Here is a 17,881-nt window from a genome sequence, read left to right as displayed (position 1 = left end):
GTCGGGAACGTCTCGCCGTCACCCGTGATCGCCGTCCTGGCACACGACGCCGTGCGGTTGCCGAACGGGGTGGTTCTCGCCGAACCGCAGAGCGTGTGGCCGTTCGCCGACGTGGTCGAGGCCACGTCGGCCCGGATCGGTCGATGCTCCGTTGAGTTCGACAGCCCCACCGGCTCACGAACCGTCCGCGTGAGCCGGTGGTGGCGTCCCCGCACCCCCCGGTCCGCCGCCGCGGACCCCGCGGTCCTGGCCCGCACCGCCGCCGAGCTCCGGACCGCCCTGCGCGGGGCCCGAGGCGGCCTGGACGACGGCGCGCTCGCCCTCCTCCGCTCCGCCCTCGACGACGCCTCCGCCGCCGGACGCGCCGCCGAGCGTCTCGTCGGGTTCGGCCCCGGCCTGACCCCCAGCGGGGACGACGCCCTGTGCGGCCTCCTGCTCGCGGCGCGCCACCTCGGGAACACCGTCCGCCGCACGCCTCTCGCCCTGGCCGTCGCCTCCCGCGCGCCCGGCGCGACGACCTCGCTGTCCGCGGCCCTCCTCGACCACGCGGCACGCGGGGACGCCTGTCCGCAGGCCGTCGGCCTGCTCGACGCGCTCGCCGGGCACGCCCCCGTCGCACCGGCGCTCGACGCGCTGCGCGCCGTCGGGCACACCTCCGGCACCGACCTGGCTCTGGGCGTCCTCGCCGGAGCCGAGACCTGCCTCAGGCACCATTCCGAACAGCAGACGAAGGAGCGACCGTGACCAGCCAGGCTCCAAGCCCCGCCACGACGGTGACCATCCGCAGGGGCGCCTACCGCGACTCGGTGGCGCTGATGCGCGTCAGCAGGGAGGTCTCGGCCCTCGACGGGGTGGACGCCGCCCTGGTGGCGATGGCCACCGAACTCAACCTGGAGCTGCTGGCCCAGATGGGCGGCTCCGTCCCCGAGGGGACCGGTCCCAACGACCTGCTGATCGCGGTGCGCGCGACCGGCGGGGAGACCACCGCGGCCGCGCTGGAGCGCGCCGACGCGGAACTCGCGGCGATGAGCACCGGAGGGGGTGGCGGGGGAGGCGGCGCCGAGGCGCCCGCCCGCACCCTGCGCACCGCGGCGGCCCGCGCCGCGCGGGACGGGGCCCCGGCGAGCCTGGCGCTGGTCTCGGTCCCCGGGCGGTACGCCGCCGCCGAGGCGTTCGAGGCGCTGGAGGCCGGGCTGGACGTGCTGGTCTTCAGCGACAACGTCCCGGTGGAGCACGAGATCGCGTTGAAGGACCGGGCCGCCGGACTGGGGCGCCTGGTGATGGGGCCGGACTGCGGCACGGCCGTGGTCGGCGGGGCCGGGCTCGGCTTCGCCAACACGGTGCGGCCCGGCCCGGTCGGGATCGTGGCGGCCTCGGGCACCGGCGCGCAGCAGCTCGTCTGCCTGCTGGACGCCGCGGGCGTCGGTGTGGGGCACTGCCTGGGCGTGGGCGGGCGCGACCTGTCCTCGGCGGTGGCGGGGCGCTCCACCCGCCAGGCGCTGCGGCTGCTGGACGCCGACCCGGCCACCGAGCGGATCGTGCTGGTCTCCAAGCCGCCCGCGCCCGAGGTGGCCGAGGCCGTGCGGGCCGAGGCCGCGGCGCTGGCCACCCCGGTCCACCTGGTCATGCTCGGCGGGGAGACCGACCTCAGCGCGGCGGCCGCCGAGGTGGTCACCGCCCTGGGCGGGCCCGCCCCCCGGTGGCCCTCCTGGTCCCCCGCCGCGGCGCCGTCCCCCCGCGCGGGGGCGCTGCGCGGGCTGTTCTGCGGCGGCACGCTGGCCGACGAGGCGATGCTGATCGCGTCGGCCGCGCTCGGGCCGATCGCCTCCAACATCCCGCTGCGCCCGGGCGACGCGGCGTGGACGCTGCCCGCGGACCTGCGGCACGACGGCCACCTGGTGATCGACTTCGGCGACGACACGCTCACCTCGGGCCGCCCTCACCCCATGATCGACCCGTCCGCCCGCGAGGAGCGGCTGCGCGCCGAACTCGCCGACCCGGCCGCCGGGGTGGTCCTGCTCGACGTGGTGCTCGGCCACGGCGCGCACCCCGACCCGGCCGCCGGGGTCGCCGCCGCGCTGACCGGATCGGGGTCGGCCGTGCCCGTGGTGGTGACCCTGTGCGGCAGCTCCGGCGACCCACAGGGCCTGGAGGCGCAGGCCGCCGCCCTGGCCTCGGCGGGGGCCGAGGTGTACCTGTCCAACGCGGAGGCGACCCGGAGGGCGCTCGACCTGCTGAAGCGCCCCTGAGGACACACCCCGCCCTCCCAAAGGGGGGCCGCCCACCCGATCGAGAAGGCCGCCGCGCGGTCCCCGAGCCCCCAGTATCGGCTCCGACCGCACCGGCAGCGCAGACACAACGTTCTTACCTGTGGACAACCGCGGCGACGTGGCCCGGCGGGGCCCGGGTCCGCACCACGACGAAAGGCCCATCATGTCCGGAGAACCCACCCTGCTCACCGCCGACCCGTCCGTCGTCTCGGTCGGGGCGGGCCTGTTCGCCGACGCGCTCGCCGCGCAGGCCGTCCCCGTCGCACCGGTGGACTTCGCACCGCCGCTGGGCGACGGCGCGCTCGACGACGCGCTGGTCCGGGTGCTCGCCGACCCCCGGCGCACCGCCGCCAACGCCACCGCGGTGGAGCGCGTGCTGGCCGTGCGCCCGCAGCTGGTGGACGTGCGTCCGGCGGGCGAGGCGCTCGGCCTGGAGCCCGGGACCTTCTACCACGCCGGACCGCCCGTGGACTGGGAGCGCGCCTCGGGGCCGCTGCGCGGCGCGCTGATCGGCGCGATGGTCTTCGAGGGCATGGCCGCCACCCCGGAGGAGGCCGAGCGGGCGCTGGCCTCGGGCGCGGCCCGCCTGGACCCCTGCCACCACCACTCCGCCGTCGGCCCGATGGCCGGGGTCATCAGCCCGTCCATGTGGGTGTTCGAGCTGGTCGACGAGGCGACCGGGCGGCGCGCCTGGTGCTCGCTGAACGAGGGCCTGGGCAAGGTCCTGCGCTACGGCGCCTACGGTCCCGAGGTGATCGAGCGGCTGCGCTGGATGTCCGCCGTCCTCGGCCCGATGCTGCGCGACGCCGTCCGCGCGGTCGGCCCCCTCGACATCGGCGCGGTCGTCGCGCAGATGCTCCAGATGGGCGACGAGGGGCACAACCGCAACCGCTCGGGCACGCTGATGCTGCTGCGCGACCTGCTGCCCGCGATCATCACCAGCGGCGCCCCGTCGGACGACGTCGCCGAGGCGGTCCGCTTCGTCAGCGGCAACGACCACTTCTTCCTCAACCTGGTGATGCCCGCCGCCAAGCTGATGATGGACGCCGGGCGCGACGTGCCCGGCTCCAGCCTGGTGGTGGCGATGGCCCGCAACGGCACCGACTTCGGCATCCAGGTCTCGGGGACCGGCGACACCTGGTTCACCGCGCCCGCCGAACTCCCCCAGGGCCTGTTCCTGGGCTCCTACGGCCCCGAGGACGCCAACCCCGACATCGGCGACTCCGCGATCACCGAGACCTGCGGGATCGGCGGGTTCGCGATGGCCACCGCCCCGGCCATCGTCCGCTTCGTCGGCGGCGACGTGGAGTTCGCGCTGGCCACCTCGCGGAGCATGTACGAGATCACCCTCGCCGAGAACCCCGCCTTCCAACTGCCCGTTCTGGACTTCCGCGGCGCGCCCACCGGCATCGACGTGACCCGGGTGGTGCGCACCGGCATCCTGCCCCAGATCAACACCGGTATGGCGGGCCGGGTCGCGGGCACCGGCCAGGTCGGCGCGGGCCTGGTCAACCCCCCGGAGGCGTGCTTCACCCAGGCCCTGGCCGCCCTGGCCCAGGCCGCTCCGGAGCTCCCCGGGGCCTGACCGGGGTTCGACCGTCGGGTTCGCACAGCCGCCACCCTCGATGATCCTGGGCTTTCCGCCCTTCCAGGCCCCGAAACGGGCAGAACGCTCAAGACCGTCGACGAGCCTCTCGCGAAACGGACGTCACGGGCGCGGCCCCGACCCGCACCCGCCGTCACCTCGCGACCAGCGTGGCGCGAGGCCGAAAGACCCACCCGAGGCACCAGCACGCGAATCACCCCGCGCCGGAAACTCCAAAGACCTCGGCCGGCGGATAGTTTAAAAAGTCCCCGGAAGGTGAATTCCGGGGACCGGGAATGGAGAAGATGAGGGCAGCGGCATCGGACGGCTTCGGAGGGGGGCCGCACAAGGGGAGGGACAGCCGCTGCCTCCCACCGTCTCCGGAACTAAGCTTAGGCTTCCCGTATCTCGAGGTCAAGGAAACTCCGGGGATCTCCGCAGCCGCGAAGCCCTTCGTGATAAACCGGAAATAAAAGGGCCCGATTCACAGCTCGGTGCGAACTTTTCGCCAATTCGACTTTCGTTCAATTCAGGCGCCGAAGACAGCTCCGGCCGGAATTCCCGCAACCGGCGCCTTTCGTCGCGACCGACCGTTTTCCGCCCGCCCGCACCGGAACACCGGTGCGCGGTCCGGCCTGCGCCGGCAGGACGGACCACGCCCGCGGTGACCGGGCGCGTTCGGCCGCGCCGCCGGTCAGGGCCTACGATTGGACGGCACACCCACCGGTCTTTGGCAAGGAGCCAACCGAACCCATGTCCGAACAGCGCATCGTCCGTCCCGCGCCCATCAGCGGCTTCCCCGAGTGGTCGCCCCGGATCCGGTCCGTGGAGCAGCGCTGGCTGGACCACATCCGGCGGGGTTTCGAGCGCTACGGCTTCTCCTCCGTGGAGACGCCCTCGGTGGAGGCCCTCGAGGTGCTGATGTCCAAGGGCGAGACCTCCCAGGAGGTCTACACCCTGCAGCGGCTCCAGGCCGACCCCAAGGACGACGGCGACGCGCGCCTGGGCCTGCACTTCGACCTCACGGTTCCCTTCGCCCGGTACGTCGCGCAGCACTTCAACGACCTGGTCTTCCCGTTCAAGCGCTACCAGACGCAGCGCGTCTGGCGCGGCGAGCGCCCGCAGGAGGGCCGCTTCCGCGAGTTCACCCAGTGCGACATCGACGTCATCAACATCGACCAGGTGCCGATGCACTTCGACGCCGAGCTGCCGCGCATCGTGCACGAGGTGCTGACCGGGCTCGACATCCCCGCCTGGACGCTCAACATCAACAACCGCAAGGTCCTCCAGGGCTTCTACGAGGGCCTGGGCATCGGCGACCCGCTCGCGGTGATCCGCGCGGTGGACAAGCTGCACAAGATCGGCGCGGACGGCGTCCGCCGGATCCTGGTGGACCAGGTCGGGCTGAGCGCCGAGCAGGCCTCGGCCTGCCTGGACCTGGCGCGGATCCGCGGCACGGACGCCTCCGTCGTCGGCGAGGTCGCCAAGCTGGGCGTCTCCGGCGAGCTGCTGTCGACCGGCCTGGACGAGCTGGGCTACGTACTGGACGAACTGGCGGACCTGCCCTCGGGCAGCGTCGTGGCGGACCTGTCCATCGCCCGGGGGCTGGACTACTACACCGGCACCGTGTACGAGGCGACGTTCGACGACGACCCCGCCTACGGCAGCATCTGCGCGGGCGGCCGCTACGAAGACCTGGCCGGGCAGTTCATCCGCCGCCGCCTGCCTGGGGTGGGCATCTCCATCGGCCTGACCCGGATCTTCGCCAAGCTGGTGGCCGAGGGCCGGATCACCGACGGCCGGTTCTGCCCGACCGACGTGCTCGTGGCCGTACCGAGCGACGAGCGGCGCGGCGACGCGCTGGCCACCGCGGCGGTGCTGCGTGAGCGCGGCTTCAACACCGAGGTCTACCACCAGGCCGCCAAGATCGGGAAGCAGATCCAGTACGCCTCGAAGAAGGGCATCCCGTTCGTGTGGTTCCCGCCGTTCAAGGACGAGGGAGCGCACGAGGTGAAGGACCTCACCACGGGCGAGCAGGCCGAGGCCGACCCCGTCACCTGGCGGCGCTAGCGGGGCCGGGGTGCGAAGGCGGTCCGGCGGCCTCCCGCGAGGGCCGCGGCGGTGGGCGGCGCGCCTCCCGCTTCCCCTGCCCCTCCCCGGACACCGGACCGCCTCCGGGCGTCACCGGTGGCCGGGTGAGGACCACCCGGCCGATCCGGTCGGCGTCTCCGGGCCGGACTCCGGAGGTCCGGTGCCCGGCGGACCCCGCTGTCCGGCACCGGCCAGGGGGAGGCGGCCGGATACCGGAGATGCCAGGATCGGACACGGGCTCACCGGCGCGCCGACCCACGACCGGACGCGCGTCCCGAGCCGGCCAACCACGCGGTAGCCCGAAGTAGACGAGGCCATGTCACCCCTGCGACAGGACCTGCCCGCCCCGCACTCGCCCTTCATCGGCCGCGACCGCGACATCACCGACCTCGGCCACCTGATCGACACCGCGCGGATGGTCACCCTCACCGGCGCCGGCGGTATCGGCAAGACCAGCATGGCCGTCCGGCTCGCCGAGCTCGAGCGCGACCGGTTCGCCGACGGGGCGGTCTTCGTCGACCTGAGCACGGCCACCACCGGCGCGCACGCGCTGCACCTGGTGGCGAACCGCCTGGGCGTCGCGGAGAACCAGGCGAACTCGCTGGACGAGGCGGTGCCCCTGGTCCTGCGCTCGCGCGAGGTGCTGCTCGTGCTGGACACCTGCGAGCGCGTCGTGGCCCCGATGGCCCGGTTGTGCAGGCTCCTTCTGAGCACCTGCCCCCGGCTGCGCCTGCTCGTCACCAGCCGCGAACCGCTGCGCATCCCGGGTGAGAACATCTGGCGGGTCCCCCCGCTGTCGCTGCCCACCACCGAGTCGCAGCCCCCCGTCCTGGACGCCGCCTGGCTGTCCGATCCCGCCGCGCTGCGCACGACGGTGCGCGAGGCGATGCGCTACGAGGCGGTCCGCCTGTTCGCCGACCGGGCCCGGCGGGCCCGGCCCGGTTTCTCCGTGACGGCCGAGAACATCGCCCCGATCGTGCGGATCTGCCAGATCCTGGACGGCGTCCCGCTGGCCGTCGAACTCGCCGCCGCGCGCGTGCGGGTGCTCTCGATCGAGCAGGTCCTGGAGCGCCTGGACGACCGGTTCACCCTGCTCAACAGCGCCGACAAAGGGCTCCCCGAGCGCCAGCGCACCATGCGCGCGGTGGTGGAGTGGAGCCATGCCCTGCTCTCCGAGCCCGAGAAGACGCTGCTGCGGCGGCTCTCCCTCTTCGTGAACTGGTCGCTGGACGTCGCCGAGGAGCTGTTCTCGGGGGAGTTCGGCGACGGCGACGAGCTGCTGGAGCTGCACGGCTCGCTGCTGGACAAGTCGCTGATCGTGCTGGAGGCCGAGGTCGAGGGCGTCGCCCACTACCGGATGCTCGACACCATCCGCGTCTACGCCGCCGAACGGCTCGAGGCCAGCGGCGAGGCGGAGGCCTACTGCCGCCGGACCCTGGAGTACGGGATGGACCTGGTGGAGTCCCTCGCCGCGTTCATGGCCGAACCGCTCCCGTGGGAGACGCGCTTGCAGGTCCTGAACCGGGTGGAGGTCAACCGGGGGAACATCCGCTCCTTCCTGGCCTGGGCCGTCGAGCACGGCATGACGGTCGAGGGGCTGCGCATCTGCGTGGGGCTGCGGTCGTACTGGGCGGTGCGCGACCGGCACGCCGAGGGCGCGGCGTTCGTCGCTTCCCTGCTCGCGGCCGCGCCCGACGGCCTCCCCTCCGCGCTGCGGGCGCGCTCCCTCGTGCTGCACGGCGAGCTCACGCTCGGCCTGAAGGGGGCCGAGGCGGCCAAGGACGCGATCGAGGAGGGGTTGCGCCTGTCGACCAGGATCGGGGACGAGGCGGTGCGCGCCGAGGCGCTGGGATCGCTGGCGGTGGTCTCGCTGCGGCTGTCCCGGATCGACGAGGGGCGCGGGCAGGCCGCCGAGTGCCTGGAGATCACGCGGCGCACCGGCAACCGCATGCTGGAGCTGTACGCGCTGGGGACGCTGGCCTCGCTGGCCGACGCGGCCGGGGACCGCGAGGGCGCCGAACGGGAGTTCGCGGCGGCGCTGAAGATCGCCGAGGAGATGGGCGACGCCTGGCACGCGGCCCGGTGCCACACGGGGCTGGGCCTCCTGGCGACGCACCGGAACGCGTTCGAGTCCGCGCAGGAGCACCTGAACACCGCTCTCTCGCTGTTCACCCGGTTGCGCGCGCACTTCGACACCGCCTACTGCCTGGCCGGGCTCGGCCGGCTCGCGGAGGCCCGCGGCGAATCGGCGGAGGCGTGGGAGTACCTGAGCGAGGGGGTGCGCCGGAGCGTGGCCTCGGGGCAGCGCCTGGCCATGGCCCGGTCCATGGAGAACCTGGCCCGTTTCGCCGCCGCCGAGGGCCTGACCGACCGGATGGTGCTGCTCGGCGCCCAGGCCGAGGCCCTGCGGCAGGAGCTGGGCGTTCCGTCCCGGACCGGCGGGATGCTGCACGAGTTCGCCGAGGCGCGGCTGGGGGCGGCCGCCTCGGCCGCGTGGCGCAGGGCCCGGTCCATGCCCCTGGAGGAGGCGCTGGCGGCCGCGCTGCCCGCGCCGGTCAACGACGGCGTGCGGTCGCTGACCCGGCGCGAGCACCAGGTCGCCGAGCTGGCCGCGGTGGGGCTGTCCAACCGGGAGATCGCCGTCCGGCTGGTCATCAGCCAGGCGACGGTGGCCCGGCACGTGGCCAACATCTTCGCCAAACTCGGGATCTCCGCGCGGGGCGAGCTCGCCGCCCGAATCAGCAGCGGCGGGAACGGATTCTCCGGTTGATTCTGCACTCCGCACCGTATAACGTCCGTTTCGGCGGGGGCCGACCGCAGGATCGACAACGGTCGGAAGGGGCCCTGTTCCGGTGAACAGCTGGTAATCGGGGAATCCTCCCGGCACACGTCCGAAGCCGAACGGGGCTCCACCGGACGCCAATGCGAAATGAATTCACTTTTCACCTCGAATTGCCCCATCCCCACCACCTCCACTTTTACCAGCGGAAACATCCGTTCCAGTTGCGCAAGGACGGCACAGCCACTAAGACAGATAAGAGAGAACTCGGTTCTCCCTGTTTTTCCCTCTGCTCAGTCCGCCTTCCGTAACGCGCGCTCCCCCGGGCAGGATGCCGCGCTCCCCCGACCGCCTGATCGCGCGGAGGCCATGGCCACGAACACCGCACCGGCCCTGCAGAACCTGCCGTTGGAACCCAACAGCTTCGTCGGCCGCGAACGAGACGTCAGCGACATCCTCCGGCTGATCGAAGCCCACCGGGTCGTCACGCTGTGCGGGGTGGGCGGGATCGGCAAGACCCGGCTGGCCCTGCGGGTCGCGGGACACGCCACGTCCCACTTCCGCGACGGGGTGTGGCTGTGCGAACTCTCCGACACCACCAGCCGGAAGGAGATCATCACCCGGATGGCCACCGCCGTCGGGGTCGGCGAGGAGGACGGGCGGGACCTGGAGCACACCCTCGCCGACGTGCTGCGCTCGCGCGGCCTGCTGCTCGTGCTGGACAACTGCGAGCACGTGGTCGCCGACGTCGCGGCCGTCGTCGAGCGCCTCGTCGCCCTCTGCCCCGACGTGTCCTTCCTCGTCACCAGCCGCGAACCCGCCCGCGCCCCGGGCGAGGCGGTGTGGCGGGTCCCCCCGCTGGCGGTGCCCCGGCCGGACCAGGACGACCCGTGCGGCGCCGAGGCGGTCCGGCTCTTCGTCGACCGCGCCCGCGCCAGCGCCCACGACTTCACCGCCACGCCCGAGCGCCTGGAGGTCATCGCCGAGATCTGCCGCCGCCTCGACGGCATCCCGCTGGGCATCGAACTGGCCGCGGCCCGGGTCCGGCTGCTGTCGGTCACCCAGATCGCCGCCCGCCTCGGCGACCGGTTCACGGTGCTGACCAGCGGTGAACGCGGCGCCCCGGCCCGCCAGCAGACGCTGCGCGCGGTCATCGACTGGAGCCACGGCATGCTGGACGAGCGCGAGCGGGTGCTGCTGCGGCGGCTGTCGGTGTTCTCCAACTGGAACCTGGACCTGGCCGAGCGGGTCTGCGCGGACGCGTCGCTGCCCGCGGAGTCGCTGCTCGACCTGGTCGTCTCCCTGGTGGACCGCTCGCTGGTCACCGTCGCCGGCGAGGAGCAGGGCCGGATGCGCTACCGGCTGCTGGACACCATCCGGCAGTACGCGGCGGCCAGGCTGGACGACTCCGGGGAGGAGGAGGCGCTGCGGCTGCGGCACCGCGAGCAGATGCTGGCGCTGGCCGAGGAGCTGTCCCGCAACACCGTGTTCGGCCACGGGATGGCCTGGCCGCAGCGGGTCGACGTGTGGTACCGGGTCCTGGTCGACTACGACAACCTGCGCTCCGCGCTCAGCTGGTCGGCCACCCGCGAGGACGCCGCCGAGGGCCTGCGGCTGTGCGTCGCGCTGCGCCCGTTCTGGATGGTCAGCGGCCAGCGCGCCGAGGGGGCGTACTGGACCGACCGCTTCCTCGCCATGGGGTGCGCCGACGAGGGGCTGCGCGGGCAGGCGATGGTACGCAGGGCCGAACTGGCCTGGGACCAGCGGGACCACGCCCGCGCCGCGCACGTCGGCGAGGAGGGGCTGCGGTACTGCCGGGCCGCCGGTGACGACGACTCCGTCGCGCTGGCCCTGAACATCCTGGCCATGACCGACATGCGCGACAGGGAGCTGGACCGCGCGCGCGAGCGGCTGGCCGAGGCCGTCGCGCTGACCCGCGCGGTGGGCGACCCGTGGAACGAGGGGCTCGCCCTCGGCACCCAGGGGGCGCTGGCCGCTCTCGAAGGGCGCCTGGACGAGGCGGGAGCCCACTACGAGGAGGCGCTGACGATCCTGCGCCGCATCGACCACCGCTGGGGGGTCGGCCGCACGCTGATCGGCCAGGGCATGGTGGCCGAGGCCCGGGGGGACCTGTTCGGCGCGGACCAGTGCTTCCGCGAGGCGCTCGACATCCAGCGCTCCATCGGCGGCGCGCCCGAGCTGGCGCGCTGCCTGGCCGGGGTCGGCCGGATCTCCGCCCTCCAGGGGGCCGTGGCGCAGGCCTACGACTACCTCAGCGAGAGTCTGGCCCTGTGCCACGGAACCGGGCAGCGCCTGGGTGTGGCCCGGGGGCTTCTCGCCATCGCCACCGTCGCCCGGACGCAGGGCCTCGACGCCGAGGCGACCGTGCTGGCGGGGGCCGCGGCGGGGGTGCGGGAGCGCTCGGGCCATCCGCCCGCCTCGGCCCCGTGGCCGCTGCGGGACGGCGCGTTCGCGGCCCGGTGGGAGGAGGGCCGGTCCCTGGACGTCGACGAGGCGGTGAAGTCCGCCCTGCGCCTGGCCGAGACGGGCCGCGCTCCCCGGCGCCGCCCGCAGGCCCCCGACACCGCCCCCTCGGCACTGACCAGGCGCGAGCACGAGATCGCCCTGCTGATCGGGGAGGGCATGAGCAACCGGTCGATCGCCGAGAGCCTCTTCATCAGCCCGGCCACGGTGGCGCGGCACGTCGCCAACATCCACACCAAGCTGGGCTTCAACTCCCGTACCCAGATCGCCGCCTGGATCCGCGACCATTAGTTCTGCTGCGCGGCGGTTCGGGGACGGGTTCTGCCCTCGCTCGCGATGATCACGGGCTTTTCGCCCCTTTCCGGCCCCGGACCGGGCGGAGAGCCCAGGATCGTCGCCGACTCCGCCCCCGACACGGCCAGGAAACGGACGTTGTGGACGCGGCTTCGACCCGCACCCGCCGTCGCTGCCCGCCGTGGCCTCGCGCAGCGAGGGGCGCGTCTCAGGGAAACCGTCTCTGACAGGGATGCACACCACCGCTCTGAACTGCGAAGATACTTTCTACATACGGCCACGGGCCAAATTTACATATGCAGCTGCACACGAGAATGCATGTGCAAATGGCCGCGATGGCGGTAATCTCAGAGCTGTGAGGTTGTTTCCCGGCGGTCCGCCCAGCGGAGCCCGGCGAGGAACGACCACATGCGCCCTGGGCGCGGAATCCCAGAAGCGTCGTGGTCCGGACGGTCCTGTGGCGCGCCGCCCCCGTTCTCTCGGAGGCGGTGCGGCGACCGGCCCCCGACCGGCCACGACACGGCTGGGACATGTGCAGCCGCGGGTGCCTTTTGAGGGGAAGCACCCGCGGCGCCGACCGCCAGGCGTTCCCGGGCTCGCCACGTGGAGGGGGCGTGACGAGCCCGGGCAGCGGCCACACGGACATCCGGGAGATCGGGGAACCGCATGGGAGTTGACCGGCTACCGGACGCGACTCGCATGGACCTGACCCGTTTCCCGGGTGGTGGTCTGGCGCCGATCGGTTCCCTGACCGGCGGCCTGCTGGACCGTCTCGAGCGCGCCGGCGGCTGCGGCTCGGTCTCCGACCACCGGAGGCCGAGCCTCAGCGGGACCGAGTTCGCCTCCACCGTCGAGCGCGCCGCGGCGGGGCTGAGCCGACGGGGCCTGCGCCCCGACGACGTGGTGGCGGTGCTCGCCCCGGTCTCCACCGCCCGGCTCATCTCCGTCTACACGGCGATGGCGGTCGGCGGCGTCGCGCTTCCGCTGGAGCTGACCTCCGACATCGACACGCTGATCGGGGTCCTGGTCGAGACCGACGCCAGGCTGATCATGGTCACCCCCGAACTCGCCCACCTGGCCCTGGACCTGTCCGAGCGCTCCCGGGTGCGCCAGGTCATCTCCTTCGGCGCCGTCCCGGAGACCACGTCCTTCTCCGAACTGCTGCGCCCGCCCGGGGACCGCGGCGGTTACGACCCCGCGCACGTGCTGTTCAACAGCGGCCTGATCGGCTACGCGGCCGTCCCCGGCGAGGCGCCGCGCACGGTCACGCACCCCTACCGCGAACTCGCCTGGCACTTCCGCCACCTCGACACCGGGCTGGGACTGTCCCGGCACGACACGGTCGCGCTGGAGAACGGCATGACCGAGTTCGACCGGAGCGTGCTGGCGGCGGCGGCGCTGTGGAACGGCGCCTCGGTGGTCGCCCTGTCGACGGACGACGAGGCCGAGACCCGCGCGGCTCTGCGGTCCCACGGGGCGACCGTGCGCGGCGCCCCCGTCCCCACCCGGATCGGGCCTCCCCGGAGGTGAGGGGGGCTCCTCCCACCGAGGTCCGACCGTCGGATTCGCACCGCCGCCTTCGATGGTCCTGACGCCGACGCCCTGCGATCTCCGTTTCGGGGGCGCTGGCGTCGGGGCCATCGAAGGGTTCCCGGTCAGGCGCTCCGGGGGACGTCGATCTCGAACCAGGTGACGTGCGTGGCCTCGGTCCAGTACTCGCCGCTGCGGTCGGCGCAGTCCTCGACGATGAGCTTGCCGCGGCCGTACTCGCCCCCGTCCTCGCGGCCGACCACGCCCTCCTCGTCCGGGTCCTTCTCGCCCTGGTCGGCCACCGCTATGCGCACGCGGTCCGCGTCGATCCGGATGAAAAGGGTCATCACCCCGCCGACCTGGCCGGACCGGGAGTGCAGGAGGGCGTTGGTGGCGAGTTCGCTGACGGCGAGTTCGGCGTCCTCCTGGACGGCCCCGGGGTAGCTCTGGCGGGTCAGGAACTCCCTGACCCGGGCCCGGATCGAGCGCACCGCGGTGAGGTTCCCGATGCAGCTCCACACGGTGTGGTCGGTGGCCGAGCCGACGAGTTCGCTCGCGTCCACGGCGGGCAGGCCATAGGGGCCGGCGGCGCCGAACGTGCGGAGCCCCTGCGAATCGGTCGTCCCCATGTCACTCCCATCACCGTCCGGTGCGACCGCCAGGTCTGCGCCTCGCGGGTCCGTCGCCATGGCAGAACTCACCACGACAGCACAACACATCGAGGGTTCCGAACATGCGGCAACCCCGCAAAACGCCGCCATGTGTCCCGCCGCGATAGGACAAAGGATCGCACGGCGAGGCCAGGAAAACCCACCTGAGCTGCAACGTTCCGGCAACAGACCGACCGCTTCGACGCGATCGCGTTCCCACTGTCCTCGTGTCGCGACCCGATCGTGACCGAACACCCGCCGGGCCCGCCCCCGCGCACGCTCACTCCCCCCTCAGCGCGGCGTCGGCCTCGGTCCGGGTCCCGGCCAGCGCGGCCGGGTCCAGCGGCGCCTCCCCGCCCGCCGCCGCGGCGGTGAACAGGGGGTGCAGGCCGGTGTAGACGGCTTCGCTGAACTGGGAGTAGTACGGGGTGACCGGCCGGACCCGGGCGTCGGCGATCGCGTCGCCCACGGGGGTCAGGAACTCCCCCGCCTCGGCGTACCACTCCTCCTGGCCGCTCACGCCGTGCTGCGTGCACAGCGCCTCGGCCTCCCCGGGGGGCAGTGCGTCCGTGTACACGCCGCTGTGCGTCGGCATGTACCCGCCGCAGTAGAAGAGCGTCTTCTGCCGGTCCTCTCCGGTGAGGAAGCGGATGAGCTCCAGTGCCCTGTCCCGGTGCGGGGTGCCGTCGGCCAGCGCCAGGCTCTGCCCGCCCAGGAGCGCCCCGGGCAGCGCCCGCACCGCGTACTCGGCCTCCTCCCCGTCCCCGGCCTCCGCCGACGTGATCAGCAGCCGCCGGTACCAGGTCGGCCAGTTGCGCATGGCGACCGCCTCCCCGCCGAGGAAGCGGACGTAGGAGTCCTCCTCGCCGCCCTCCAGCGAGGCGGGGTGGAAGGTCCCGTCCGCGAACCCGTCCGCGATGAACTCCAGCGCCCCGTACTCGGGGTTGTTCTGGTCGATGACGGCGACACGCGGCGGCGCGTTCCCCTCGCCGGGCACGACGAGCGCGCCGCCCACACCGCCGACGACCTCCATGGTGTTGACGGTGAGGCCCTCGTAGGCGTCGAACTGGCCGATGTAGGGGTGGTCCACCCCGGCCTCCCCGGCCGCCTCGGACAGCGTCTCCAGCAGGCCCGGCAGGTCCTCCCGCGCGTCGAGCTCCTCCTCGTCCAGCAGGTCGGCGCGGTAGTACAGCATCCCGACGTCGGCGGTGAAGGGCGCCGCGTAGATCCTCCGGTCCGGGCCGTACCGCACCGTCTCGAGCAGCTCGCTCCGGAAGACACCCTCCATCTGGCTCTGGGCCCCGGCGGGGTCGCCCTCGCCCCCGGCCCACAGGGGGCCGAGCTCCTCGATCCTCCCCGCCTCGGCGAACGCCGCCGTGAACTGGTTGTCGAGGTTGAGGACGTCGTACTCGGACCGGCCGGTCTGCGCGGACCGCATCATCTCGGCGTACTGCTCGTCGGCGCTTCCCGGGAGCTCCACCAGGTAGGCGCGGTACCCGTCGGTCCGGTCCTCGTTCCACTCCTGGATGAGCCGCCGGTACAGGTTGTTGTCGCTGACGTCCCTGCCGGTGGCGAAGTAGATGATCCGGTCGGAGCCGTCGTCGGCGCCGGGGCCCTGGCAGGCGGCGGCCCCGAGCACCGTGGCGGCCGCCGCCACCGCCGCGACGCACCCGCGGAGCGCCGCGCCCTCAGTTCCCACCGCGCGCCTCCTGGACCACTCCGCGTGCGGCCTCGTCCGCCCTGCCCTGGTCGGCGTCGCGGCACTCGACGTTCGGATGCCCGGCGAGTTCGGGCAGCAGTCCCACGTCGCACGCCTCCTGACCGGGCCGCTGCTGGGCCCCTCCGCCGACCGCGATGATCCGCACCCGCGCGTCCGTGTCGTCCAGCACGTCCTCCAGTTCCGCCCGGCCCAGCCCCGCGTCGTCCTGGACGCGCACCCCGTCGGTGACGACGACCAGTATCGCGCCGGGCTCCTCCCCCTCCAGCGCCCGGACCCCCGAGCGGACGGCCTCACGCAGCGGGGTCGGCTGGTAGGCCGGGGAGAGACCCTCGATCATCTCGGCGGCCGCGTCCCCGGCCGCGTCCGCGCGGTCGAGCCCCACCCGCTCGGCGGCGCTCCCGGCGTCGGCCCCCGTCTCCCCCTGGGGATAACTCCACAGTCCGAAGCGGTCCTCCTCGCCCAGGTCCCGCACGATGGTCTCCGTCACCGTGCGGACGGCCGCGAACTGCTCGGGCACCGACGCCATGGAGGTCGACCGGTCGACCATGACCAGCACGGTCGCGGGTCCGCCCGCCTCCCGGCGCGCCTCGTCGGCCTTCACCGCCCACTCCCACCACTCCTGCGGCTCGGAGTCGTCCACCCATTCGGGGATCTGCGCGGCGACCGAGACGCCGTCCTCGTCCACGACCGGCATGGCCGTCACGTCCGCGGCGGTGCCCTCCCCCCGCGTGGAGCGGTATCCGGCGTAGACCCCGTCCGCGTCGTAGGCCGAGGGGTCGTCGGCCAGGTCGAGCATGAAGGACTCGAACTTCTCCTGCTCCCCCGCCACCCCCTCGTCCTCCTCCCAGGAGACCCGGATCAGCGGGTGGTCGAGGACGGGGAGCCCGCTCTTGTAGCGGGGCTCCAGCTCCGCGGCCACCGGGCCGGGGCACTCGGGGGAGAAGGAGCCGGAGCCCTCCGCGTTCTGGGCGCGGTGCAGAGCGGCCTCGCTGACCAGCGCCACGGTCTCCGCCTCCTCCCGGAGCCCGCACAGCAGCGAGGCGCTGCTGTCGGCGCTCACGGAGGTGAGGAAGCGGGCCTCGGCCGCCGCGGCCCCGGCCGCGCCGCCGGTGTCGGAGAGGAGCCTCTGCTGGTACGCGCCGTGCAGCCTGCCCGCCGAGGTCTCCTCCAGCCCCGGACGGGCCCAGTCGACCCCCAGGTCGTCGCGGAGCAGGCCGACCCCGGCGTCGTCCGGGAACCCCCGGGGCACCGCCCAGATGAGCGGGGTCGTCCGGGTGGAGCCCAGGTGCCGGAGCCGCCCTCCCCCCTCGAGGACCGCCTCCTCGTCGAGGTCCGCCTCCTCGTCGGGGGCCCCGCCGGCGGTCCCCCCGCTCCCCGCCCCTCCCGGGTCCAGGAATCCCAGGTAGTCGACGCTGGACTCGGGGATCACGTAGTGGGGCCGGGGCCCCAGTGTGCGGTCCTTCAGGTAGACGCCGTCGTCCGGCGGACCGTCGTCCCCCTCGGGCGCCGCGGAACCGGGCGCCACCCAGTCGTTGTCCAGCGCCTGGCGCAGCACCTCGGCGCTGCCGACCGAGAAGACCGTCACGTCGACCGGTCGGCAGTCCCTCGGAAGCCCCCCGTCGACATCGGCCCTGCGCCCGGCCTCGAAGGCGTCGGCCGCCGCCCGCACCGCCTCCTCCCCGTCCGTGGTGGTCGCCACGACCAGCTGCGCGGGGGGCGGGCACGGCCCGTTGAGGGCCGCGGCGGAGGGCGCCGCCACCAGCATCAGGACGCAGAAGACGGCGAAACCCCAGGCCGCGTACCTCGACAGGGGGAACCTCACCAGCACCTGCCTGATCTGCCTCAGGCCCGGAATTCTGTCCGCCGTCCGAAGGAGCGCGAGGAGCAGTAAAACCGCGATGACCGTAAGAAAGACCAGAACGAGCGGAAGCAGAGGAAAGTCGTCCGGCAGGAACCGGCCCAGGATCTCCTGGGCGAGCCACCCCGAGAAGAAGATCAGCAAAGCGACGAGACCGCCGATGAGCGCGGCCGCCACCTCGTCTCTCTCCGTTCTCTCGCTTTCTTTTCCTTCGCCTGTTCCAGCCATAGCGAGGCGGACATCCGGATCCCGGGGAAAGACCTCCGGATGGAAGCGCCGTCCCACCCCTTTCATTGGTGGTTCAGAATATACGCGCCCCGCTGATCATCTCCACGATATCGCCGACCTTTATTCTTCTTTCATCCCATCGCGCGCATTCACCCCATTGCCGGACATCGAGGTGTTCCCGTCCCGCCCTCCGCTTCCCTCCCCCTCCCACCGGGTCCCGGCCCCGCCGCGGCCCGGGGCGCGGCGGGGCCGGGCGGCCGCGAGGGAGAGGCGATCTCCCCCGGAAGGTAAGCCGCCATTATCCTCATTGGCGGGAAGGGAACTTTCAGCCCGCTCGGCACCGACTCCGGGAACTGCTTTTCGGGGCGGGGCCGAGCCCGGCCCCGTCACGG

The 17,881-nt window shown here is 73.3% G+C and carries 10 protein-coding genes; 7 read left to right on the top strand and 3 right to left on the bottom strand.

The features are described 5' to 3' along the window. The first annotated feature begins 24 nt into the window (after window positions 1-24). The 7 genes from EV190_RS24275 (at window position 25) to EV190_RS07430 (ending at window position 13,033) form a co-directional block, all read left to right on the top strand. Window positions 25-744 carry a DUF2877 domain-containing protein gene (locus EV190_RS24275; protein WP_166655402.1) on the top strand — a complete coding sequence of 240 codons (720 nt, stop codon included), beginning with the start codon at window positions 25-27 and terminating at the stop codon, window positions 742-744. Beyond that, on the top strand, window positions 741-2,249 hold the full coding sequence (locus EV190_RS07455) for an FdrA family protein (RefSeq protein WP_243742417.1): 1,509 nt from the start codon (window positions 741-743) through the stop codon (window positions 2,247-2,249). Before EV190_RS24275 ends, EV190_RS07455 begins: the two co-directional genes overlap by 4 nt. A gap of 184 nt (window positions 2,250-2,433) precedes the next feature. Further along, complete coding sequence (locus EV190_RS07450; protein WP_133740718.1) at window positions 2,434-3,855, top strand: YlbE family protein; 1,422 nt, start codon at window positions 2,434-2,436, stop codon at window positions 3,853-3,855. Window positions 3,856-4,608: 753 nt separating this feature from the next. Further along, window positions 4,609-5,925: a histidine--tRNA ligase gene (hisS, locus tag EV190_RS07445; RefSeq protein ID WP_133740717.1), complete on the top strand. Its 1,317-nt coding sequence runs from the start codon at window positions 4,609-4,611 to the stop codon at window positions 5,923-5,925. A gap of 337 nt (window positions 5,926-6,262) precedes the next feature. Then, window positions 6,263-8,716, top strand: a complete 2,454-nt coding sequence (locus tag EV190_RS07440; protein WP_133740716.1) for an ATP-binding protein — start codon at window positions 6,263-6,265, stop codon at window positions 8,714-8,716. Window positions 8,717-9,094: 378 nt separating this feature from the next. Next, window positions 9,095-11,500: a helix-turn-helix transcriptional regulator gene (locus tag EV190_RS07435; RefSeq protein ID WP_133740715.1), complete on the top strand. Its 2,406-nt coding sequence runs from the start codon at window positions 9,095-9,097 to the stop codon at window positions 11,498-11,500. 702 nt (window positions 11,501-12,202) lie between these two features. Next, window positions 12,203-13,033, top strand: a complete 831-nt coding sequence (locus EV190_RS07430) for an AMP-binding protein (protein WP_133740714.1) — start codon at window positions 12,203-12,205, stop codon at window positions 13,031-13,033. 125 nt (window positions 13,034-13,158) lie between these two features. Here the strand turns inward: EV190_RS07430 and EV190_RS07425 are convergent, their stop codons facing one another. The 3 genes from EV190_RS07425 to EV190_RS07415 all read right to left on the bottom strand — a co-directional run bounded on the left by EV190_RS07425 (window position 13,159) and on the right by EV190_RS07415 (window position 17,438). Beyond that, window positions 13,159-13,662: an ATP-binding protein gene (locus EV190_RS07425; RefSeq protein WP_133740713.1), complete on the bottom strand. Its 504-nt coding sequence runs from the start codon at window positions 13,660-13,662 to the stop codon at window positions 13,159-13,161. Between the two features lie 301 nt (window positions 13,663-13,963). Then, window positions 13,964-15,382: an extracellular solute-binding protein gene (locus tag EV190_RS07420; RefSeq protein WP_133740712.1), complete on the bottom strand. Its 1,419-nt coding sequence runs from the start codon at window positions 15,380-15,382 to the stop codon at window positions 13,964-13,966. Beyond that, window positions 15,372-17,438 carry a vWA domain-containing protein gene (locus tag EV190_RS07415; protein ID WP_166655401.1) on the bottom strand — a complete coding sequence of 689 codons (2,067 nt, stop codon included), beginning with the start codon at window positions 17,436-17,438 and terminating at the stop codon, window positions 15,372-15,374. Before EV190_RS07415 ends, EV190_RS07420 begins: the two co-directional genes overlap by 11 nt. Window positions 17,439-17,881 lie beyond the last annotated feature (443 nt).

This window comes from Actinorugispora endophytica (assembly GCF_004363075.1).
GTDB classification, from domain to species: Bacteria; Actinomycetota; Actinomycetes; order Streptosporangiales; family Streptosporangiaceae; genus Actinorugispora; species Actinorugispora endophytica.
Note: the sequence above shows the minus strand (reverse complement) of the source record. Positions and strands in the feature narration are given on the sequence as shown.